The sequence below is a fragment of the Crystallibacter permensis genome (assembly GCF_025960875.1).
Lineage (GTDB): Bacteria > Actinomycetota > Actinomycetes > Actinomycetales > Micrococcaceae > Crystallibacter > Crystallibacter permensis.
On sequence record NZ_JAODLR010000007.1, the window covers coordinates 1 to 19,685 of the forward strand.

Here is a 19,685-nt window from a genome sequence, read left to right on the forward strand (position 1 = left end):
GAAGTCCTGGAGGGCGGCGTGCACGGAAGCGAGGAAGCCCGCGGGCTCCTGATGCGCTTCGAACGGTGCGATTGCCATACCTCAACGCTATAGAAAACGTCTTCGAGTAGCACGGGAAAAGCGGCAATGTGGAGGACTAGTGGTTTGTGTAGGAAGGAAGCGCGGTCCGGCCGCCTGTGGAGGCGGCGTGGAGCGGGCCTTGGCCTATTAAGCCTCTTGGCCGGTCTGTCTGACGGGCGCACGGCTGCGTCAGCAGAATCAGGCTGGAAATGGCCCGAAAGAGAAGGGTCGGGGGAGGAGCCGGCTACCAGGAAGGGGGGAATAGCCCGGAACTCCTCGCTTGAGGAGATAGCGCGTTAAATGCAAAAACGGCTCCGAGGGGAGCCGTTCTTTGTGGGCGATACTGGGATCGAACCAGTGACCTCTTCCGTGTCAGGGAAGCGCGCTACCGCTGCGCCAATCGCCCTGGATCCTTCAGCATCGGCGTCAAAGCACAATGATCGGATTGGAGCGGACGACGGGATTCGAACCCGCGACATCCACCTTGGCAAGGTGGTGCTCTAGCCAGCTGAGCTACGTCCGCATGGAGTGGTGCCGATAAACCGGACCATTTCCGTGGGCGATACTGGGATCGAACCAGTGACCTCTTCCGTGTCAGGGAAGCGCGCTACCGCTGCGCCAATCGCCCATAAAGGGTTTATTGCAATGCTAAGCAATACAGCTGCAAGCACTTTGAAGTACCGTAACCGAGGTGGGGACGGGATTCGAACCCGCGTATACGGCTTTGCAGGCCGCTGCCTCGCCTCTCGGCCACCCCACCGTGGCCTGCAGATTCAGGACCGGCCAGTAGAACTGGCACTTACAGTGACTTGCGAGCGGACGACGGGATTCGAACCCGCGACATCCACCTTGGCAAGGTGGTGCTCTAGCCAGCTGAGCTACGTCCGCATGTGGATTTCATCAAGTTTACCTCCGGTCTGACCGGAACGTTTTCTCGATTTCCAACGAGTAAAGACTCTATAGGACGTTTTCCGCTTCGTCCAATCGAGGGTTCGAGAGCCGGTTTTGCAGCTCATTCCCGCGTCCAGAAGGGGTGCGCAACACGGTCTGAAGTGATGTGAATCTGGACTGGTAGGCCGAGGCACTAGCGCGCCAGCACGACAAAATGCGCCGTTTTTGCGTCGGGGCGAACGTCGGCTAACATTCATAAACGATGCAGGTCCGGTTCGCCGGTGCGGGCATCCAGACGGGCGATTGGCGCAGTGGTAGCGCGCTTCGTTCACACCGAAGAGGTCACTGGTTCGAACCCAGTATCGCCCACCGTCAGAAGCCGGCCCCTTGTCTTTCCACAGGCAAGGGGCCGTTTTCTTTGCGGCAGGAAACCGTCAGCGGTCTCTGACATGATTCTTGGTATGACTGATCCGGCACTGGCCCACAAAACCGATTTCGGGCGGATGTATTCACGCTCAACCACTGAACTGCCCAGTGTGCCGTCCATAACCACCGTCATCTCCCAGGCGCCAGTGGATCTGGGTGGCTGGTTCTCCCATATGGCGGCCACCGCCATGGCGCAGGACCACCGGCTGGCAGAGGCGGCGGGCAATCCGGCGAAACTCCGGGCACTGGCGAAGGAAGCCTCGACGGCGGCGGAACGCTTCCGGGATGCCGCAGCACTGCGCGGCGATCGGGTACATAGCTATTGCGAGCAGGTCTCGCTGCGTGCCCTCGGCCGTCCGCACCGCATGGCCGAGGCCCGCGAGGAACTGAGGGCTAACGGTGAAGAAGCCTTCGCCGCGCGTTTTGACGAGTGGTGGGAGCTGTACCAGGTGGAACCTGTAGCGCCCGAAATCACCGTGTGGAACGCCGAGGTCGGATACGCCGGCACGCTCGATCTCGTAGCCCGCATCGGTGGCCGGCTGTGCCTGATCGATTTCAAGACCAAAGGCACGGACCGCAACGGTCAGGTCAAGCCCATGGACGAAAAAGTCGTTATGCAGCTGGTGGCGGGAATGAAGGCCCAGGAAAGCCTGGTCGACGCCCATGCCGGTAAGTGGGAACCATGGGCGCATGGTGACTCGCCATTGCTGCTGGGCGTTGCCATCGGTGAGACCGAGGTTCGGCCCATGCGGGCCAATCCGGAAGTGCTCAAGTACCACTGGTACAAGTTCTGCGCCTTGCGCCGGGTCTGGGACCTGCAGCTGCAGGTGACCGACGCCGGCCGTGCGCTGCTGCCCATCGGTCCGCCCGCTGCTGTGCTGCGGCCGGTTGCCGGATAAGGCCACTTAGACTGGAACGGACACCCGGCTGAGCGACAGTAAGGAAGATTCACGCATGACCGTCCTGAGTATTCGGATTATCGGGGACCCGGTGCTGCGCACCAAGGCAGAGCCTGTTCGCGACTTCGGCCCGGAGCTGGCCAAGCTGGTGGCCGACATGGACGAGACGATGGAAAGTGTGGAGGGTGCAGGCCTCGCAGCACCGCAGGTGGGGGTAAGCCTGCGGGTCTTTACTTATCTGATCGACGGACAGCGGGGCCACGTCATCAACCCCGTCCTGGAGAACAGCGATGACTTTCAGGAAGACCGGGTGGAAGGGTGCCTCTCGATTCCCGGCCTCGGTTACCCGGTGCAGCGGCGGCGCTGGTCCCGGGTCACAGGCGTGGATGTCAACGGCAACCCCGTTTCCTTGGAAGGCGAAGGCATGCTTGCGCGCTGCTTCCAGCATGAAACGGACCACCTGGACGGTGTCTTGTACATAGATCACCTCTCCGGCGACGATCGTAAAAATGCTCTTCGCTCCATCCGCGATGCCTCCTACAATTCCGTGGCCAAGGAAACAGAGGTTAAGCGCTCCTCCAGCGTTGGCTCCGGATTTACGCGGGGAACGTTCGGGCAGCCCTCAGCATGACGGGAACTCCCAGACCTTTTCGCGTTCTCTTTGCAGGAACGCCGCAGGTGGCGGTTCCATCTTTGGAAAACCTGGTTGAATCAGGTTTCGAGGTAGCGGCGGTATTGACGCGCGAGGATGCGCCGGTGGGACGTAAGAAGACTCTTACGCCCTCACCGGTAGCCGCCCGTGCACAGGAATTGGGCCTGCCTGTCATCCGGGCTAACCGGATTGATGACCAGGCCATGGCCGCGATCGCCAAAACCGAGGCGGATGTAGCCGCCATCGTCGCCTACGGAGGCTTGGTTCCGGAGCTGGCATTGCAGATGCTGCGGCATGGCTGGGTTAACCTGCACTTTTCCTTATTGCCTGCCTGGCGTGGTGCGGCTCCCGTCCAACATGCCGTCATTCATGGTGACGATGTAACCGGCGCATCGACCTTCCAGCTCGAAAAAGGCCTGGACACCGGCCCCGTGTACGGAACCTTGACGGAAACCATTCGGCCGGAGGACACCAGCGGCGAACTGCTGACCCGGCTCTCGAACAGCGGCGCTATCCTGCTCGCCCAAACGCTCTCGGCCATCTCGATGGACAAAGCAGTGGCCGTGCCTCAGTCAGGGGATGTGACCCTGGCTCCCAAACTAGGTCTTGAAGACGGTCATATCGACTGGAAGCAGCCTGCCTTGGCCCTGCGCCGCAGGATCAACGGCGTGACGCCGGAACCCGGCGCATGGACGATGCTGCAGGGGCAACGGTTCAAGTTAGGTCCCGTTGTCCTACGACAGGACAGGCAGGACCTGCGGCCCGGCCAGGTGGAACTGGCCAGCGGAGGCGCTGCCTCTGCCTTGGTGGGCACCGGATCCTGCGCCGTGCAGTTGCAGCAGGTTCAACCGGCAGGAAAGAAAATGATGGCGGCGGCCGATTGGGCGCGCGGTCTTGGACAACGTGAGGATGTGCACTTCGAGTGAGCGGACAGGACAGGCCGCAGGGCAACCGCAGGGGACAGGGCCCCGAACGGCGCCGTAATGCCGCCGGACGCGAACGCAACCGCGGGGGAGAGCGTTCCTTCTCCCAGTCCGCGCCGGCGCAGCGCACGCGCAAGGCGGATCCGGCGCGGCTGGTGGCGTTCGAAGTGCTGCGCGCTGTTGACGCCGACGATGCCTATGCCAACCTGGTGCTGCCTGTAAAGATCAGGCAGCACCGGCTCGACAAGCGTGACGCAGGGTTCGCCACGGAACTGACGTACGGAGCGCTACGCGGTCTGGGCACCTACGATGCCATTTTGGCCCGCTGCGTTGACCGCCCGCTGGCCGAACTCGATCCGGCGGTGCTCGACGCACTTCGCCTCGGTGTCCATCAGTTGCTGGCCATGCGGGTGCCCGCGCACGCCGCCCTGGACCAGACGGTCGGACTGGCCCGCGCTGTCATTGGAGCCGGTCCGGGCGCGCTGGTCAATGCCGTGCTGCGGAAAGTTTCTGCCAAGGAACTCGCCGGCTGGACCGAGGAACTTACTGCCGGACAGAAGGACCCGGTCGCCGCTGCAGCTTTAGTGCACAGCCATCCGGAATGGATAGTCAGGGCGCTGCGGCAGTCTCTCGTCGGACACGGCCGCAGCGTTGGGGAAATCGAGGAACTCCTGGCGGCGGACAATGCTGCACCGGTGGTGAATCTCGTGGCCCTGCCCGGGCTCGGCACACTGGACGAAGCGTTTCAAGCGGGCGCGGAACCGGGCTCCCTGGTACAGGATTCGGCGCTGTTCTCCGGAGGCGACGTGGGACGCCTGGAATCCGTCCGGACGGGAACAACGAGAGTTCAGGATGCCGGTTCCCAGCTGGTCGCCCGCGCCCTGGCCGAAGCCCAGACTCTGACCTCGGGTCCCGAGCGCTGGCTGGATCTTTGCGCCGGACCAGGGGGCAAGGCCGCCCTGCTGGCTGCCCTGGCGGCCAAGAAATCGGCGACCCTGCTGGCGAACGAACCGGCCGAACACCGGGCCGAGCTGGTACGGCAGTCTCTTCGACCCGTAGACAGTGAGGTCTGGGAAGTACGGACCGGGGACGGCCGCGACCTTGGCCAGTTGCAGCCTGAAGGGTTTGACCGGATCCTCGTAGACGCTCCCTGCACCGGCCTGGGTGCGCTGCGGCGTCGACCTGAGTCGCGCTGGCGGCGCAAGCCGTCCGACGTTGCCCAACTGGCGCCTTTGCAGCGCGAACTGCTTGATTCGGCCCTGGCTGCGGTGAAGCCCGGCGGTCTCGTAGCATACGTCACCTGTTCGCCGCACCCAGCGGAGACCACCGCCGTGGTCACCGACGCGTTGCGCCGCCATCCTGACATTGAACTACTGGATTCGGCGTCGGCGTTGGATGCAGTCAGCCTGTCGGGAAGTCTCCAGGCTGGCCATGCACAGACGGTAGGATCCACGGCCCAGCTGTGGCCGCATATCCATGGAACAGACGCAATGTTCCTAGGCTTGCTGCGCAAGAAGACCTCAGACAATTCAGCCGGAAACGCAGAGTAAGGGACCCCGATGGCACAGTGCTGCATACATCCAAGTATTTTGTCCGCCGATTTCGTCAATCTGGAGGCCGAGCTGGGGAAAATCAGCTCCGCCGACGCCGTGCATGTTGACGTCATGGACAATCACTTCGTGCCGAACCTGACCATTGGGTTGCCCGTGGTGGAGCGGATCCAGGAGATCAGCCGGCTTCCGTTGGACGCGCACCTGATGATCGCGGACCCGGACCGTTGGGCGCCGGCCTATGCGGATGCAGGCCTCAACTCGGTGACCTTCCACGTCGAGGCCGCATCCGCTCCCGTCCGTCTGGCACGTGAGCTGCGCAAGCGCGGCGCCAAAGCGGGCATGGCGCTGAAGCCGGGCACCGCCGTCGAGCCCTACCTCGATTTGCTCCCCGAAATGGACATGCTGCTGATCATGACGGTAGAACCCGGGTTCGGCGGCCAAGCCTTCCTCGATGTAACACTTCCCAAGATCCGCCGGGCAGCCTCGGCAATAGCCGGTTCGGGTCTGCCTGTGGCGATTCAGGTGGACGGCGGCGTGACCGAAGAAACGATCCAGCGGGCAGCGGAAGCGGGAGCTAACGTTTTCGTCGCAGGGTCGGCCGTATACGGTGCCGAAGATCCGGATGCCGCCATTTCCGCCTTGCGCAAGTCTGCCGAAACAGCTTGATGTGTCATGTATTACACGACATGACAGGAATATGATGCCTGCAATGCAGGTTGTGGCAGAATAACAACCACAAACAACGTGCTCCGGGGTCGGTGTAAGTCCGAACCGGCGGTTATAGTCCGCGACCCGTCGCCACGGATTCCGCAAGGAATCAGGGCAACGGTTGAGCCGGTGAAATTCCGGTACCGACAGTTAAAGTCTGGATGGGAGAAGCACGTACAGTTGGCAGAACAGCCAGCGGTACGGTTCCGTGCGGAACCACGTCCGCTGCCTGAACCTACCGCACTGTCGTTACCCCGGAGCCGCCGCGGCTTTCGGAAAGGAACGACATGGATTTTCTGCGGTGGCTCTTTGAAGCTCAGATTCCCGTCGCCGGCAGTTCATTGCTGCTGCGCGAAGTCGTAGGGAACATCTTCGGCCTCCTCAGCGCCCTCGGTGGCATGCGCCGCAAGGTATGGGCGTGGCCGGTCGGCATCATCGGCAATGCCCTGCTGCTTACGGTTTTTCTCGGTTCGCTGTTCGGCTCGGCCAATACTGCAAATCTGCTCGGCCAGGCCGGACGCCAAATCATGTTTATCGCTGTGGCGGTCTACGGCTGGCAGCGCTGGCGCCAGAGCAAGCAAGACGGCGCGGGCCACGCGGTAACCCCCCAGTGGGCATCCGGCAAAGCCCGGATCGGTCTGGTGGCAGGTTTGATCCTTGGCACCATCGCTCTGACTCCGCTCTTCGCCGCACTCGGTTCGTACGAACCTGTCTGGGCGGACGCCTGGACGTTTATGGGATCGTTGCTGGCCACCTACGGCATGGCACGCGGCTGGGTGGAATTCTGGCTGATCTGGGTTGCGGTCGACATCGTGGGAGTCCCGCTGCTGTTCAGCGCCGGTTACTACGCGTCGGCCTTTATGTACCTCTTCTACGGTATTTTCACCCTGATCGGGTTCTTCGTCTGGTGGCGGGCCAAGGAACGGTCCAAGCCCGAGGTTGAAACCCTTCTGCCGGATCCCCTCGTCGGCGCCGGGGGCCGATCATGAGCAGCCAGGGATTCTCGCCTGCGGAAAACCGGGCGATGGAGCTGGCACTGGACACCGCGAAGCTTGGATCCCGCGGCGCCAATCCTTTGGTTGGTGCGGCAGTTCTGGACAATACCGGTGAGGTGCTCAGTATCGGGTATCACAGTGGTGCGGGCTCGCCGCACGCGGAAATCGACGCGCTGGCCAACTTGCGCCACCGGATTTCCCAGCAGCAGGATCTTTCCGAGTGCACCATGGTGGTCACCCTTGAACCGTGCAATCACCAGGGCCGCACGGGACCGTGCGCGGCAGCCATCGTCGACGCCGGTATCGGCAACGTCATCTATGCGGCTGCGGACCCTACGCCGGAGGCCACGGGGGGTGGAGACTTCCTCCGCGAGGCCGGCATCGGCGTACGCAGCGGTCTGCTCCAGCAGCGGGCACTTGAGCTGAACCACAGGTGGGTCAGGGCCAAATCGGAAAACCGTCCGTTCACCACCATGCACATTGCCCAGACGCTTGATGGGCTGATTGCAGCGCCGGATGGAACAAGCCAATGGATCACCTCCGCGGAGTCGCGGCAGGACAGCCACGGTATCCGCAGCCGCGTGGGCGCGATCATCGCCGGTACCGGAACCGTCCTGGCAGACAATCCGCGGCTGACTGCTCGGGACGAATCGGGCGCAGCAACGAAGTCGCAGCCGCTGCGAGTGGTGATGGGACTGCGCGACGTTCCCGAAGACTCCGCCATCCGCGGGGATGACGGCCGGTTTGTGCAGCTGCGGACGCATGATCCGGCCGAGGTGCTTGGCGACCTGGTCGGGCGAGGAATCGGACATGCCATGATCGAAGGCGGTGCAGCCGTGGCGGGAGCCTTCCTGCAAGCGGACCTCGTCGACGAACTGGTCCTCTATCTGGCACCCATGCTCCTGGGTAATGGGACCCGGTCCACCGGCGATCTAGGCGTCCGGACGTTGGCTGAGGCCTATCAGTGGCGTTGGGACAACAGCGGCGGCGGCCGCACCTCAAATCTTGGCGCAGATCTGCGCCTTCATCTGGAACCGATGCCGCAAGGCATCCCAAGTGGCAGGAAAGGCCTCTAAATGTTTACCGGAATCATCACCGAGCAGGGCAGCGTGGAATCGCTCGTCCTGAACCCGGCGAAGGACAGCGCTGTCCTGACCATCAAGGCAGGGGAAGCGATCGCCGACCTTGAACTCGGCGGGTCCCTGGCCGTCAACGGCGTTTGCCTGACTGCCGTGGAATCAAAGCCGGGCGTTGTCAGCGTCGACGTCATGGGGGAGACGCTGACCCGGACCACCACCGGTGAGCTCAACGCCGGCGCCAGCGTAAACCTCGAGCGGTGCGTTCCAGCCGGGGGCCGTATGGATGGCCATGTGGTCCAGGGACACGTGGACGGTGTCGGTGCACTGCTCGAACGCGAAAATATGGGCGACTGGGAGCGGTTGCGTTTCAGCGTCCCCTTCCAGCTCGCCCGTTACGTCGCCGAAAAGGGTTCCATCGCGATCGACGGTGTCTCCCTGACGGTGACCACGGTTAGTCCGGTCGAGACAGAGGACGCCTTTTTCGAGGTGGGACTGATTCCCACCACTCTGGCCGAAACGAATCTGGGAGCCAAAGCCACCGGCGACAAGGTCAACCTCGAAGTAGATGTGCTTGCAAAGTACGCCGAACGGTTGCTGGCCTTCTCCCAAGCGGACAAGGCTGCCGCCCGCCACGTAGCAGGAGCGCACTCATGAGCGCGGCAGTGGAACCCCGGATCCGGCTCGACGCTATCGAGCAAGCCATCAGCGCCATCGCGGCCGGCCGGCCGGTTGTGGTGGTCGACGACGAAGACCGGGAGAACGAAGGGGACATCATTTTCGCGGCTGATGCCTCCACGCCTGCCCTGATGGGCTGGACCGTCCGGTACACCTCGGGAGTGATCTGTGTCCCGATGACCGGCAGCCGCGCTGATGAGCTTGGCCTTCCGCCGATGGTTGAAGTCAACCAGGACGCGAAGGGAACCGCCTACACGGTTTCCTGCGATGCCGCCACCGGGGTTACCACCGGCATCAGCTCCACCGACCGTGCACGGACGGCGCAGGTGCTGGCGTCTGAACTGAGTACTGCCAGCCAGCTGCACAGGCCGGGCCATATCTTCCCGCTCCGGGCTGTCGACGGTGGCGTCCTGGCGCGCCGGGGGCACACCGAAGCTGCCGTTGATCTCTGCCGGCTCGGCGGCCGGTCCCCGGTAGGCGTGATCGCAGAGCTCGTGCACGATGACGGGGAAATGATGCGGCTGCCCGCGCTGCGCGACTTTGCCAATGAGCACGGCTGCCCGCTGGTATCCATCGAGGACCTCGTCCAGTTCATCGCGGCGGAAGCAACGGGCCCACAAGCTAGGCAGTCCCTCCAGACACGTGAACCCGCCGGACAGGAGGCGCACCAATGACCACCAGAAACGACCCGTCGCCGGCCGCGGTGTCGGTTCCGCCGGCCTCCCTCGCGCAGGTGACCGGCGGTCCGGCCGTGCAGTTGCCCACGGCTTTCGGCTACTTCACGGCACGGGCATGGACCGACAGTGCCACCGGGGTGGAGCATCTGAGCATCACTTCGCCGGTGCGCCCCGACACCGCTCCGCTGGTTCGGCTGCATTCGGAATGCTTGACAGGGGATGTCTTTGCTTCCTTCCGCTGCGACTGCGGTGAGCAGCTGGACCAGGCCCTGGCTTTGATTGCCGAACAGGGCGGCACCGTGCTGTATCTGCGTGGCCAGGAGGGCCGCGGGATCGGACTGGCCAACAAGATCCGTGCGTACGCCCTGCAGGAGGACGGCGCAGACACGGTTGAGGCCAATGAACAGCTGGGCCTGCCGGTGGATGCGCGCGACTATTCTGCCGCGGCGTCGATCCTGCACGCCATGGGGCTGGGCAGCATCCGGCTTCTGAGCAATAACCCGGCCAAGAGCAGTACGCTCTCCGGCTATGGCATCAGCGTCGTGGAAATGATCTCCTCCGAAGTGCCGTCCCGGGAGCAGAACCTGCGGTATTTGCAGACCAAGCGGGATCGAATGGACCACCGGCTGGCCTTGCTTGAGGACCATCCGGTCCACCAAAGCTGACAACAGCGGCACCTTCCCAGTACTGAAGATGAACCCGCCGCCAATCCTGGCGGGTACGAACATGCACAGAAAGCAGAGAGTAGAAACATGAGCGGACACGGAGCACCGGTTATCGACGTCGCCGAGCTGAACGGCAATGCTGGTGAGCTGAAACTGGCCATCGTTGCAGCCAGTTGGCATACGCAGATCATGGACGGCCTGATCGACGGCGCCCTGCGGGCCGCCAAGGAAGCCGGCATCGCCGAGCCCGCGCTGGTTAGAGTTCCCGGCAGCTTCGAGTTGCCGGTGGCTGCTGCGCGGCTGGCACCGCACTATGACGCGGTGGTGGCCCTCGGCGTCGTTATTCGTGGTGGAACACCACACTTCGAGTACGTCTGCCAGGCAGCCACGGAGGGGCTGACCGATGTCAGCGTGAAAACCGGTACCCCGGTGGGATTCGGGGTCCTGACATGCGATACGGAGCAGCAGGGCCTTGACCGGGCCGGGCTTGAGGGTTCCAACGAGGACAAGGGCCACGAGGCCGTCACAGCCGCATTGGCGACGGCCGCCACCCTGCGCCGGCTCGGAGTCTAAAGGCCTCTGGACAAGGGCATTCGTCACATAGCCCGGGCCGGTTTGCGGCCCGGGCTATGTGCTGGCGTAATCTTGGGAGCGTGAAATCCTTCGAATCCCTTTTTGCCGAGCTGAGCGAGAAAGCGCAGACGCGCCCGGAGGGCTCGGGTACCGTAGCCGAACTGGACTCAGGTATCCATGGCATCGGGAAGAAGGTTGTGGAAGAGGCGGCCGAAGTATGGATGGCTGCGGAGTACGAGTCGGATGAAGCGGCGGCGGAAGAAATTTCCCAGTTGCTCTACCACCTGCAGGTCCTGATGATCGCCAAAGGCCTGACCCTGGCAGACGTATACAAGCATCTGTAGCGGGACACCGCGCCAGAGGTGTTCCGCCCAGCCTGCCCGGGGCAGTTTCCCCAAAACCGGCCGTAGTACGGCCAACCGATCCTCTGCAGAAAGTCATCTTCATGCTACGCGTAGCCGTCCCCAACAAGGGTTCCCTGTCCGAATCCGCGTCCGAAATGCTCACCGAGGCCGGATACCGGCAGCGTCGTGACAGCCGTGAGCTGGTCATGATGGATCCGGACAACGACGTCGAATTCTTCTTCCTCCGCCCGCGCGATATTGCCGTCTACGTTGGCAAGGGCACGCTGGACGTCGGTATCACCGGCCGCGACCTTTTCCTCGATGCACAGGTGGAAGCCGAAGAGCTCCTGAGCCTTGGCTTCGCCATCTCAACGTTCCGGTTTGCCGGCCCCGCTGGCGAATTCTCCGACGTGCAGCAGTTGCAAGGCAGGCGTCTTGCCACCAGCTACGACGGACTGCTGCAAAGCTATCTGACCGAGCGCGGCGTGGATGCCAAGGTTGTCCGGCTGGACGGCGCCGTGGAATCCTCCGTGCGCTTGGGGGTCGCCGACGCGATCGCGGATGTCGTGGAAACCGGAAGCACACTCAAGGCCGCCGGCATGGAGATCTTCGGCGAACCCATCCTCCGGTCCGAGGCCGTCCTCATCGGCCGCCGGGGCGAGGTGCCCGCGGGCCTGGAGGTCCTGATCCGTCGGCTCCGCGGCGTCATTGTCGCCCGCGAGTTCGTGATGATGGACTACGACATCCGCAAGGAACTGGTGGAGCAGGCTGCAGCCCTGACGCCGGGCCTGGAGTCGCCCACCGTCTCCCCGCTGCGCGACTCAGAGTGGGTAGCGGTGCGCTCCATGGTCAGCCGCACGCAGACCAACCGGATCATGGATGAGCTGTATGACCTGGGCGCCCGCGCCATCCTGGTCAGCACTATCCACGCCTGCCGCATCTGATCGGGAAGTACAAAGTGTCTGTAGCAATCCGCGTCATTCCTTGCCTTGACGTCGACGCCGGCAGGGTAGTCAAGGGTGTCAACTTCGAAGGCCTGCGCGACGCCGGAGATCCGGTGGAACTGGCACACCGCTACGACCGTGCGGGGGCCGACGAACTGACCTTTCTGGACGTGACAGCCTCCTCCGGGAACCGCGAGACGACGTTCGACGTCGTTGCGCGCACCGCGGAGGAAGTCTTCATCCCGCTGACGGTCGGCGGGGGTGTCCGCAGCGTCGCCGACGTCGACAGGCTGTTACGCTTCGGTGCCGACAAGGCTTCGATCAACACGGCAGCGGTGGTCCGTCCGGAAGTCATCGATGAGATTACCAACCACTTCGGCTCGCAGGTTTTGGTGTTGTCGCTGGATGCCCGGCGGACAGCTGATTCCTCGGTGCCTTCCGGCTTCGAGGTCACGACGCACGGCGGCAGGCAAGGCACGGGCATTGATGCAGTGCAGTGGGCCAAGGAAGCCGCCGACCGTGGGGTAGGGGAGATCCTGCTGAACTCCATCGACGCCGACGGCACTAAAGAAGGTTTCGATCTGGAGATGATCCGTACCGTGCGTGCCGCGGTGCAGGTGCCGCTGATCGCCTCAGGCGGCGCAGGCAAACCCGAGCATTTCCCCCCGGCCGTGGCGGCCGGTGCCGATGCCGTCTTGGCCGCGTCCGTGTTCCATTTCGGACCCGACGATGCCATCGCCCAGGTGAAGGACGCAATCCGCGCTGCAGGGTACCCCGTCCGCTGAGACCGGACACGTCCGGAGTCAGGGACCGATTTCGGCGCTCTGCAGCAATGCGACAGCATCGGGCTGGCCTTCGAAGGTTACGAGGGCGTGCTGGGTACGGCCATGGGCGTGCATGAGCAGTTCCCCCGGCTCTCCGACGATCGCTACCGACACCGAGGCACGCTTCGCAACGTGCCGGGGGCCATCGGGGCGCACCAGGACAATGCCCAGATCAACTCCGCGATACAGGAGAGCGGCCCGTTTGATTAGGTCGTCCCACAAGGCGTTGGAGTATTCCTCATCCAAGGCGCGCGGTGCCCATCGCGTGGTGGCACGCCTGACGTCTTCGGTGTGCACGAAGTACTCGATAAGGTTTGCGGCAGCATCGACCGATTTGAGCTTCAGCGGCGAGAGCCGGGGCGGGCCGGCGCGGAAGGCCTTCACCAATTTGCTGTAGCCCGCTGTTCCGCGCGATTTGTCCGCCAGCTTCCGGGTGGCTTCGTCTGAAACCTTGGACAAGGGCTTGAATGCCATGCCCAGTTGGGCCGTCAACCGGTGCTCGCGCAGATACAGATGTGCTGCCAGGTCGGCAGTCCGCCAGCCTTCACAGAGCGTGGCGGAGTCCGGGCCGGCTGCTAGCAGAGTCTCGGCCAGAACTTCACGGGACGGGTCAACGAAATGCATCAATCCTGAACCTAGCATGAAGCGGCCATTTTTGGGCCGCTCATAACGTTGTGTGGCCTCGTTGCCGGGCGGCAAACGGCCCACTGCCGAAGCACTAGACTTGAAGGGATGTCCTCCCAGCCTGAATCCCCGAATGTATCCTTGGCCGGCGCCGGCAGCGAAGTCCTGCCCTCCGCCGTTGCAGACCTGCTTAAGCGCGACGCAGCCGGCCTCGTCGCCGCCATCATCCAGCAGCACGACACCGCCGAAGTGCTCATGCTGGGCTGGATGGATGACGAGGCGCTGCGCCGTACGCTCTCCTCCGGGAGGGTGACCTTCTATTCGCGGTCACGCCAGGAGTATTGGCGCAAGGGCGATACATCCGGGCACGTGCAGTGGGTGAAATCCGTGGCGCTGGACTGCGACGGCGATGCCCTCCTGATCCAGGTCGATCAGGTCGGCGCAGCCTGCCATACAGGCACCAGGACCTGCTTCGATGGCCGCAGTGTCGACGTCGTTGTTGGAAACCGTGCCGAAGAAGAACCGCTAGCGAAAGAAAACAAGTAATGCAGGACCTTGGTGTCATCAGCCCCACGCTGGAGGAGTTCCGCTCCCTTGCCCGTGACCGGCGGGTTATCCCGGTCTCCCTCAAGGTGCTCGCTGATGACCAGACACCCATCTCCCTTTACCGCAAGCTCGGCGGCGGGCAGTCAGGAACATTCCTGCTCGAGTCCGCTGCAGTGGGCGGAGTCTGGTCCCGCTACTCGTTCATCGGCACCCATTCCAAGGCCACGCTGACCAGCAAGGACGGCCAGGCACACTGGCTGGGGGAGCCGCCGGCCGGCGTGCCGCTGGACGGCAATCCGGTCGAGGCGCTGCGGCAGACGGTGGAGGCGCTGCGGACGGAACGATTTGACGGGCTTCCGCCGTTAACGTCCGGACTCGTGGGCTTTGTGGGCTGGGAAGCAGTGCGCCGTTGGGAAAAGCTGACAAGCCCGCCCGAAGAGGACCTGCCGCTGCCGGAGCTGGCCATGTGCCTGGTTACGGATATGGCCGTCCACGACAACGCCGAAGGCACCGTTACCCTGATCGCCAACGCCATCAACTTCGATGGCAGCGACGAGCGGGCGGACGACGCCTGGCGCGACGCGGTGGAACGGGTCCGCCGGATGCTGGGCCAGCTCAATGAGCCGCTGGCCCAGCAGATCTCAGTACTGGAAAACAGCGCGCTGTCGACCGATGAACTGATGGATTCCGTCACGCACAGCTGGGCCGAGGAGCAGTACCTGGCGGCGGTCGACCGGGGCAAGGAAGCGATTGTCGACGGCGAAGTCTTCCAGGTGGTGATTTCACGCCGGTTCGAAACGGAGTGTTCGGCCTCGGCGCTCGACGTCTACCGGGTGCTGCGCAACCTCAACCCGAGCCCCTATATGTACCTGTTCAGCCTGGAGGATGCCGACGGCAACGCGTACTCCATCGTCGGGTCTTCGCCCGAGGCGCTGGTCACGGTGACCGGGGACGAAGTCATTACGCACCCGATCGCCGGATCACGCCCCCGCGGCAAAACGGTGGAACAGGACAGGGAGCTCGCTGAAGAGCTGCTCGCGGACCTCAAGGAGCGCGCCGAACACCTGATGCTCGTGGACCTGGCCAGGAACGACATCTCGAAGGTCTGCGATCCGGGAACCGTGGATGTCAGCCAGTTCATGGAGGTGGAGAAGTTCAGCCACATCATGCATCTCGTTTCCACCGTGGTCGGCAGGCTCTCCGATGATAAGTCTGCCTACGACGTGCTGGCCGCGACGTTTCCGGCAGGCACGCTCTCCGGTGCGCCGAAACCGCGGGCCCTGCGCCTGCTTGATGAACTCGAACCACACCGACGCGGCATCTACGGCGGCGTAGTGGGCTATCTGGACTTTGCCGGCGACATGGACATGGCTATTGCCATCCGTTCCGCCCTGCTGCGTGATGGCCGCGCGTATGTTCAGTCGGGCGGCGGAATCGTGGCGGACTCGGATCCCGCCACCGAAGCCATCGAATCCGTAAACAAGGCCGCCGCTCCGCTGCGCGCGGTGACCTTGGCCACTCGGCTGCATGCCGCCGATCCGGCAGCAATCGTCACCGGTGAAGGCAACTGATGGCTGACCGGACCGAAGTGAAGCCGCCGTCGAGATGGCAGCGCAAGAGCACCGTAGTGATGGCCTCCATCCTGGCCTCGCTGGCTGCCTTTGGCGCGACTACCCAGACCTGGCTCAACGTGAGGCTGCCGCAGAGCACGGTGCAGACGCCGGACTTGAGCGTGGCCGGCAGCGAGGCTGCCATCGCGGTCACGGCGCTGGCTCTGGTAGGACTGGCCGCGGCGCTGGCGGCCTCCATCGCCGGGCGGATTGCCAGAATTGTCATTGCGGTGCTGCTGGCGTTGGCCGGAACCGGGATCGCACTCTCCAGCTACCAGGTGATAGCGGATCCGACCGCTGCAGCCTCAACCGCCATTGGTGAGGCCACCGGACAGGTCGGGCAGGCCGCGGAAATCACATCCACTGTATTTCCCGTACTGGCGCTGTTGGCGGGTCTCCTGATGGCCGCTTGCGCGGTATGGCTGGTCCTTGCCGGCCGCCGCTGGCAGGCCAGCAGGAAGTACACCAGTGCAACCGCTCGGCGGGCGGACGGTTCGCCCTCCGACCGCGGCGGTCCGGTGGACGAGAGCGACAGCTGGGACCAGCTCAGCCGGGGCACGGATCCCACAGACTAGGGGACCGGGCAGGCCTAAAGTCATAGTGGCCGGTCCGCTGAAAATCAATGGCAGAATATAGGCAGTACCGTTTCTTCAGGGAGTTAGATAATGGGCAATCACGCCACCGTCACCGAGAAATCATCCAACGAGCAGGCCGTTTCCAGCATTCACGACGAAGTCATCGGCCATGGAAACAGCCCGGCTGCCTGGACCTGTGTCCTGATCATGATCGTCGGCAGCATTGTCTCCGGTATCGGTTTCGTCATGGCTTCGCAACTGGTTTTCTGGGCCGGCGTTGTTGTCATGTTCATTGGCCTGATCGTTGGCTGGATCATGAAGAAGGCTGGCTACGGAGTGGACGGCGACAAGCTTATGAACAGCGGTCACTGAGAGTGACTGTTCTCGACGACATCATCGTTGGGGTCAGGGAAGATCTTGAAACCCGTCGGGCGGAACTTCCGCTGGAGGAGCTAACAAAACGCGTTGCTGCCGCGGCGGCGCCGCGTGATGCCTATGCCGCCCTCGGCGGCCCGGCCAGCCCGCGAACCGAGCTCAAGGTGATTTCCGAGGTCAAGCGCAAGAGCCCTTCCAAGGGCGACCTGGCGCAGATCACAGACCCGGCCGAACTGGCACGACGCTACGAAAAAGGCGGAGCGGCAGTTATCAGCGTGTTGACCGAGCAGCGCCGCTTCGGCGGGTCGCTCGCCGATCTGGATGCCGTGCGCGAGGCCGTCGACATTCCGGTCCTGCGCAAGGACTTCACGGTCGACGAATACCAGATCTGGGAAGCGCGGGCACATGGTGCGGACCTCGTCCTGCTCATCGTTGCCGCGCTGGAAGATTCCCAGCTGCGCGCATTCCTGGACCTGACGCACCGTTTGGGCATGAACGCTCTGGTGGAAACGCATACGGCCGAGGAAATTGAACGTGCCGTCGCCGTCGGTGCCCGGATCATCGGGGTCAACGTCCGCAACCTCAAGACGCTGGACGTGGACCGTTCCATCTTCGCCTCGCTGGCCGAAAAGATTCCGTCGGATGCGGTCATCGTGGCCGAATCCGGCGTACGAAACGCCGACGACGTTGCCGACTACGCGGCGAACGGCGCCAACGCGGTGCTGGTTGGTGAAGCACTGGTGATCGGTAATGCACCGGAGCAAGCCGTAGCCGACTTCGGCGCAGCCGGTACCCGGGCAATCGCGGACCGCGGCCAGGGCAGCTAACACAAGCAATACCGTCTCGGCGGCAGGCCCGGTTCTCCAGGTTCCGGGCCTGCCCGGCCGAGAGGTTCGAAACAGACAGGACGGCCAAGCCATGACGCAGAGCCCCGAGACGCCCGACGCCGGCGAAAAGCCGGACACGGCGGATGCATTCCTTTCCAGCGGGAGTCTCCGCCATGCCCCCGGCCCCTACTTCGGCAACTACGGCGGGCGCTGGATGCCCGAATCCCTGATTGCCGCACTTGACGAACTACAGGACACGTTCGACAAGGCCAAGGCCGACCCGGAGTTCATCGCCCAGGTGGCGGAACTGAACCGGAACTATTCAGGCAGGCCGTCGCTGCTGACGGAGGCCAAGCGGTTTTCGGCCCACGCCGGCGGCGCCCGGATCTTCCTCAAGCGCGAAGACCTGAACCATACAGGCTCACACAAGATCAACAACGTGCTGGGTCAGGCCCTGCTGGCCAAGCGGATGGGCAAGACCCGCATCATCGCCGAAACAGGCGCCGGACAGCACGGCGTGGCAAGCGCGACGGCGGCGGCACTCCTCGGGCTCGAATGCGTTGTTTACATGGGTGCCGAAGACACCCGGCGCCAGGCTCTGAACGTCGCCCGGATGGAGTTGCTCGGCGCCACGGTTATCCCTGTCACTGCCGGATCCCAGACCCTGAAGGACGCCATCAACGAGGCGCTGCGCGACTGGGTTGCCAACGTGCATACCACGCACTATCTACTGGGCACTGCCGCCGGAGCCCACCCGTTCCCCGCGTTGGTGCGCTATTTCCATGAAGTGATCGGCGACGAGGCACGCGAGCAGATCCTCGCCCAGACCGGCCGGCTTCCGGATGCAGTCTGCGCTTGTATCGGCGGCGGATCGAACGCCATCGGCATTTTCCATGGCTTCCTCGACGATCCTTCGGTGGAACTTTACGGCTTTGAAGCAGGCGGCGAGGGCGTCGACACCGACCGCCACGCAGCCACCATTACCCTCGGCCGCCCCGGGGTACTGCACGGCGCACGCTCCTACCTGATGCAGGATGACGACGGGCAAACCATCGAGTCCCACTCCATCTCGGCGGGCCTGGACTACCCCGGCGTCGGCCCGGAACACTCCTACCTTTCGGACATCGGCCGCGCCAAGTACGAACCGGTGACCGACAGCGAGGCCATGGACGCCTTCCGGCTGCTTTGCCGCACGGAAGGCATCATTCCGGCCATCGAGTCCTCGCACGCGCTGGCCGGTGCCCTCCGCGTCGGCAAGAAGCTCACCTCCGGCAAACAGAACCCGCAGGACGTCATCATCGTCGTCAACCTGTCCGGCCGCGGAGACAAAGACGTGGCCACCGCAGCAGAGTGGTTCGACCTGCTCGACGGTAACTCGCCGGAAGCCGAAATCGGCGCTGAAGGAGAACAACTGTGAATTCTGCCGCCATCGCCAGCAAATCAGCTGCAGCCATCGAGAAGGCACGGTCCGAGGGCCGTACCGCACTGATCGGCTACCTGCCCGCCGGCTACCCCGATGTGCAGGGCACCATCGACGCCGCCGTCGCACTGGCCGAAAACGGTGCCGATGTGATCGAGATCGGTATCCCGTACTCAGATCCGGTCATGGACGGCCAGGTCATCCAGACCGCCACCGTGCAGGCCCTCGAAAACGGATTCCGTGTCCACCAGGTATTCGACATCGTGGCCGGCATTACCTCCCGCTGTGAGGCTGCCGTCCTCGTCATGACCTATTGGAACCCGGTCATGCGCATGGGCGTCGACGACTTTTCCCGGCGCCTGGCCGAAGCCGGGGGAGCAGGCCTGATTACCCCTGATCTGATCCCGGACGAAGCAGCCGAATGGTTCGAAGCGTCGGATAAGTACGGACTGGACCGGGTCTTCCTGGTGGCCCCATCGTCGACGCCGGAACGCATGGCGATGACCGTCAAGGCCAGCCGCGGATTCGTCTACGCCGTGTCCATCATGGGCGTGACCGGTGCGCGCACCAGCGTCAGCAGCGCAGCGCAGCAGGTCGTCGAGGCGGCCCACGCGGCCGGCGCCGAGCGCGTCTGCGTCGGCCTGGGCGTTTCGAAGGCCGAACACGTCCGCGAAATCGGGGCTTACGCCGAGGGTGCCATCGTCGGAACCGCGCTGGTCGCCACGCTGGGCGCCGAGGGCGTGGAAGCCGTGGGCAAACTCGCGGCGGAACTGCACAGCGGTACCACCAAAAACTGATCCTCCGCCGCCACCAAAGCCGA

Annotated in this window: 22 protein-coding genes, 6 tRNA genes and 1 riboswitch; of the genes, 22 read left to right on the top strand and 6 right to left on the bottom strand. The window is 63.8% G+C overall.

All coding sequences use genetic code 11. The annotated features are described in order from the left end of the window. Positions 1–394: 394 nt before the first annotated feature. The 5 genes from B0G38_RS10020 to B0G38_RS10040 all read right to left on the bottom strand — a co-directional run bounded on the left by B0G38_RS10020 (position 395) and on the right by B0G38_RS10040 (position 948). Positions 395–466, bottom strand: a tRNA-Val gene (locus tag B0G38_RS10020). Between the two features lie 40 nt (positions 467–506). Then, positions 507–583: transfer RNA gene (locus B0G38_RS10025), tRNA-Gly, on the bottom strand. Between the two features lie 33 nt (positions 584–616). Next, positions 617–688 (bottom strand) — tRNA-Val (locus B0G38_RS10030). 61 nt (positions 689–749) lie between these two features. After that, positions 750–820: transfer RNA gene (locus B0G38_RS10035), tRNA-Cys, on the bottom strand. Positions 821–874: 54 nt separating this feature from the next. Then, positions 875–948: transfer RNA gene (locus B0G38_RS10040), tRNA-Gly, on the bottom strand. Positions 949–1,248: 300 nt separating this feature from the next. Here B0G38_RS10040 and B0G38_RS10045 point away from each other — a divergent pair. The 15 genes from B0G38_RS10045 to hisF all read left to right on the top strand — a co-directional run bounded on the left by B0G38_RS10045 (position 1,249) and on the right by hisF (position 12,849). Then, positions 1,249–1,320: transfer RNA gene (locus B0G38_RS10045), tRNA-Val, on the top strand. 92 nt (positions 1,321–1,412) lie between these two features. Then, on the top strand, positions 1,413–2,276 hold the full coding sequence (locus B0G38_RS10050) for a PD-(D/E)XK nuclease family protein (protein ID WP_264669313.1): 864 nt from the start codon (positions 1,413–1,415) through the stop codon (positions 2,274–2,276). Positions 2,277–2,331: 55 nt separating this feature from the next. After that, positions 2,332–2,907, top strand: a complete 576-nt coding sequence (def, locus tag B0G38_RS10055) for a peptide deformylase (protein ID WP_264669314.1) — start codon at positions 2,332–2,334, stop codon at positions 2,905–2,907. Then, on the top strand, positions 2,904–3,854 hold the full coding sequence (gene fmt / locus B0G38_RS10060) for a methionyl-tRNA formyltransferase (RefSeq protein ID WP_264669315.1): 951 nt from the start codon (positions 2,904–2,906) through the stop codon (positions 3,852–3,854). Before def ends, fmt begins: the two co-directional genes overlap by 4 nt. After that, on the top strand, positions 3,851–5,401 hold the full coding sequence (locus B0G38_RS10065) for an RsmB/NOP family class I SAM-dependent RNA methyltransferase (RefSeq protein WP_264669316.1): 1,551 nt from the start codon (positions 3,851–3,853) through the stop codon (positions 5,399–5,401). The genes fmt and B0G38_RS10065 overlap by 4 nt, the downstream gene beginning before the upstream one ends. A gap of 9 nt (positions 5,402–5,410) precedes the next feature. Further along, positions 5,411–6,070, top strand: coding sequence for a ribulose-phosphate 3-epimerase (gene rpe / locus B0G38_RS10070; RefSeq protein WP_264669317.1), 660 nt, complete (start codon positions 5,411–5,413; stop codon positions 6,068–6,070). Positions 6,071–6,145: 75 nt separating this feature from the next. Continuing rightward, a riboswitch (FMN riboswitch) is annotated at positions 6,146–6,289 on the top strand. A gap of 110 nt (positions 6,290–6,399) precedes the next feature. Next, positions 6,400–7,101 (top strand): nicotinamide riboside transporter PnuC, encoded by a 702-nt coding sequence (pnuC, locus tag B0G38_RS10075; protein WP_264669318.1) that lies wholly within the window; start codon positions 6,400–6,402, stop codon positions 7,099–7,101. After that, on the top strand, positions 7,098–8,183 hold the full coding sequence (gene ribD / locus B0G38_RS10080; RefSeq protein WP_264669319.1) for a bifunctional diaminohydroxyphosphoribosylaminopyrimidine deaminase/5-amino-6-(5-phosphoribosylamino)uracil reductase RibD: 1,086 nt from the start codon (positions 7,098–7,100) through the stop codon (positions 8,181–8,183). Before pnuC ends, ribD begins: the two co-directional genes overlap by 4 nt. Beyond that, positions 8,184–8,840 (top strand): riboflavin synthase, encoded by a 657-nt coding sequence (locus B0G38_RS10085; RefSeq protein ID WP_264669320.1) that lies wholly within the window; start codon positions 8,184–8,186, stop codon positions 8,838–8,840. Continuing rightward, positions 8,837–9,535, top strand: a complete 699-nt coding sequence (gene ribB, locus B0G38_RS10090; RefSeq protein WP_264669321.1) for a 3,4-dihydroxy-2-butanone-4-phosphate synthase — start codon at positions 8,837–8,839, stop codon at positions 9,533–9,535. The genes B0G38_RS10085 and ribB overlap by 4 nt, the downstream gene beginning before the upstream one ends. Beyond that, a complete protein-coding gene (gene ribA / locus B0G38_RS10095; protein ID WP_264669322.1) occupies positions 9,532–10,203 on the top strand; it encodes a GTP cyclohydrolase II in 672 nt (223 codons plus the stop codon). Before ribB ends, ribA begins: the two co-directional genes overlap by 4 nt. An 87-nt stretch (positions 10,204–10,290) precedes the next feature. Then, positions 10,291–10,776, top strand: a complete 486-nt coding sequence (gene ribH / locus B0G38_RS10100; protein ID WP_264669323.1) for a 6,7-dimethyl-8-ribityllumazine synthase — start codon at positions 10,291–10,293, stop codon at positions 10,774–10,776. Between the two features lie 80 nt (positions 10,777–10,856). Further along, entirely contained in the window at positions 10,857–11,120 is a 264-nt protein-coding gene (locus tag B0G38_RS10105) for a phosphoribosyl-ATP diphosphatase (RefSeq protein ID WP_074702518.1), read from the top strand. 101 nt (positions 11,121–11,221) lie between these two features. Further along, on the top strand, positions 11,222–12,064 hold the full coding sequence (gene hisG / locus B0G38_RS10110) for an ATP phosphoribosyltransferase (protein WP_264669324.1): 843 nt from the start codon (positions 11,222–11,224) through the stop codon (positions 12,062–12,064). A gap of 14 nt (positions 12,065–12,078) precedes the next feature. Beyond that, complete coding sequence (hisF, locus tag B0G38_RS10115) at positions 12,079–12,849, top strand: imidazole glycerol phosphate synthase subunit HisF (protein WP_264669325.1); 771 nt, start codon at positions 12,079–12,081, stop codon at positions 12,847–12,849. A gap of 18 nt (positions 12,850–12,867) precedes the next feature. On the opposite strand, the gene B0G38_RS10120 is transcribed toward hisF, so the two are convergent. Next, a complete protein-coding gene (locus B0G38_RS10120) occupies positions 12,868–13,512 on the bottom strand; it encodes a TIGR03085 family metal-binding protein (RefSeq protein ID WP_264669326.1) in 645 nt (214 codons plus the stop codon). Positions 13,513–13,620: 108 nt separating this feature from the next. Here B0G38_RS10120 and hisI point away from each other — a divergent pair, with 108 nt between their 5' ends. The 7 genes from hisI to trpA all read left to right on the top strand — a co-directional run bounded on the left by hisI (position 13,621) and on the right by trpA (position 19,662). Continuing rightward, the gene (gene hisI, locus B0G38_RS10125; protein ID WP_264669327.1) at positions 13,621–14,058 is read left to right on the top strand and encodes a phosphoribosyl-AMP cyclohydrolase; all 438 of its coding nucleotides are present in this window, start codon (positions 13,621–13,623) and stop codon (positions 14,056–14,058) included. Further along, the gene (locus B0G38_RS10130) at positions 14,058–15,629 is read left to right on the top strand and encodes an anthranilate synthase component I (protein ID WP_264669328.1); all 1,572 of its coding nucleotides are present in this window, start codon (positions 14,058–14,060) and stop codon (positions 15,627–15,629) included. The genes hisI and B0G38_RS10130 overlap by 1 nt, the downstream gene beginning before the upstream one ends. Beyond that, a complete protein-coding gene (locus B0G38_RS10135; RefSeq protein ID WP_264669329.1) occupies positions 15,629–16,243 on the top strand; it encodes a Trp biosynthesis-associated membrane protein in 615 nt (204 codons plus the stop codon). Before B0G38_RS10130 ends, B0G38_RS10135 begins: the two co-directional genes overlap by 1 nt. Positions 16,244–16,333: 90 nt before the next feature. Further along, a complete protein-coding gene (locus B0G38_RS10140; protein ID WP_264669330.1) occupies positions 16,334–16,615 on the top strand; it encodes an HGxxPAAW family protein in 282 nt (93 codons plus the stop codon). A gap of 2 nt (positions 16,616–16,617) precedes the next feature. Then, positions 16,618–17,445 carry an indole-3-glycerol phosphate synthase TrpC gene (gene trpC / locus B0G38_RS10145; RefSeq protein WP_264669331.1) on the top strand — a complete coding sequence of 276 codons (828 nt, stop codon included), beginning with the start codon at positions 16,618–16,620 and terminating at the stop codon, positions 17,443–17,445. A gap of 91 nt (positions 17,446–17,536) precedes the next feature. After that, a complete protein-coding gene (gene trpB, locus B0G38_RS10150) occupies positions 17,537–18,862 on the top strand; it encodes a tryptophan synthase subunit beta (RefSeq protein WP_264669332.1) in 1,326 nt (441 codons plus the stop codon). After that, a complete protein-coding gene (gene trpA / locus B0G38_RS10155; RefSeq protein WP_264669333.1) occupies positions 18,859–19,662 on the top strand; it encodes a tryptophan synthase subunit alpha in 804 nt (267 codons plus the stop codon). The genes trpB and trpA overlap by 4 nt, the downstream gene beginning before the upstream one ends. Positions 19,663–19,685 lie beyond the last annotated feature (23 nt).

What these genes read in the sequence shown, in the direction of transcription:
- B0G38_RS10140 (WP_264669330.1), top strand. Translation starts at nt 16,334, where the DNA reads ATGGGCAATCACGCCACCGTCACCGAGAAATCATCCAACGAGCAGGCC.
- B0G38_RS10120 (WP_264669326.1), bottom strand. Translation starts at nt 13,512, where the DNA reads ATGCATTTCGTTGACCCGTCCCGTGAAGTTCTGGCCGAGACTCTGCTA.
- hisG (WP_264669324.1), top strand. Translation starts at nt 11,222, where the DNA reads ATGCTACGCGTAGCCGTCCCCAACAAGGGTTCCCTGTCCGAATCCGCG.
- ribA (WP_264669322.1), top strand. Translation starts at nt 9,532, where the DNA reads ATGACCACCAGAAACGACCCGTCGCCGGCCGCGGTGTCGGTTCCGCCG.
- hisI (WP_264669327.1), top strand. Translation starts at nt 13,621, where the DNA reads ATGTCCTCCCAGCCTGAATCCCCGAATGTATCCTTGGCCGGCGCCGGC.
- def (WP_264669314.1), top strand. Translation starts at nt 2,332, where the DNA reads ATGACCGTCCTGAGTATTCGGATTATCGGGGACCCGGTGCTGCGCACC.
- ribB (WP_264669321.1), top strand. Translation starts at nt 8,837, where the DNA reads ATGAGCGCGGCAGTGGAACCCCGGATCCGGCTCGACGCTATCGAGCAA.
- fmt (WP_264669315.1), top strand. Translation starts at nt 2,904, where the DNA reads ATGACGGGAACTCCCAGACCTTTTCGCGTTCTCTTTGCAGGAACGCCG.
- B0G38_RS10085 (WP_264669320.1), top strand. Translation starts at nt 8,184, where the DNA reads ATGTTTACCGGAATCATCACCGAGCAGGGCAGCGTGGAATCGCTCGTC.
- rpe (WP_264669317.1), top strand. Translation starts at nt 5,411, where the DNA reads ATGGCACAGTGCTGCATACATCCAAGTATTTTGTCCGCCGATTTCGTC.
- B0G38_RS10135 (WP_264669329.1), top strand. Translation starts at nt 15,629, where the DNA reads ATGGCTGACCGGACCGAAGTGAAGCCGCCGTCGAGATGGCAGCGCAAG.
- B0G38_RS10130 (WP_264669328.1), top strand. Translation starts at nt 14,058, where the DNA reads ATGCAGGACCTTGGTGTCATCAGCCCCACGCTGGAGGAGTTCCGCTCC.
- trpB (WP_264669332.1), top strand. Translation starts at nt 17,537, where the DNA reads ATGACGCAGAGCCCCGAGACGCCCGACGCCGGCGAAAAGCCGGACACG.
- pnuC (WP_264669318.1), top strand. Translation starts at nt 6,400, where the DNA reads ATGGATTTTCTGCGGTGGCTCTTTGAAGCTCAGATTCCCGTCGCCGGC.
- ribH (WP_264669323.1), top strand. Translation starts at nt 10,291, where the DNA reads ATGAGCGGACACGGAGCACCGGTTATCGACGTCGCCGAGCTGAACGGC.
- B0G38_RS10050 (WP_264669313.1), top strand. Translation starts at nt 1,413, where the DNA reads ATGACTGATCCGGCACTGGCCCACAAAACCGATTTCGGGCGGATGTAT.
- ribD (WP_264669319.1), top strand. Translation starts at nt 7,098, where the DNA reads ATGAGCAGCCAGGGATTCTCGCCTGCGGAAAACCGGGCGATGGAGCTG.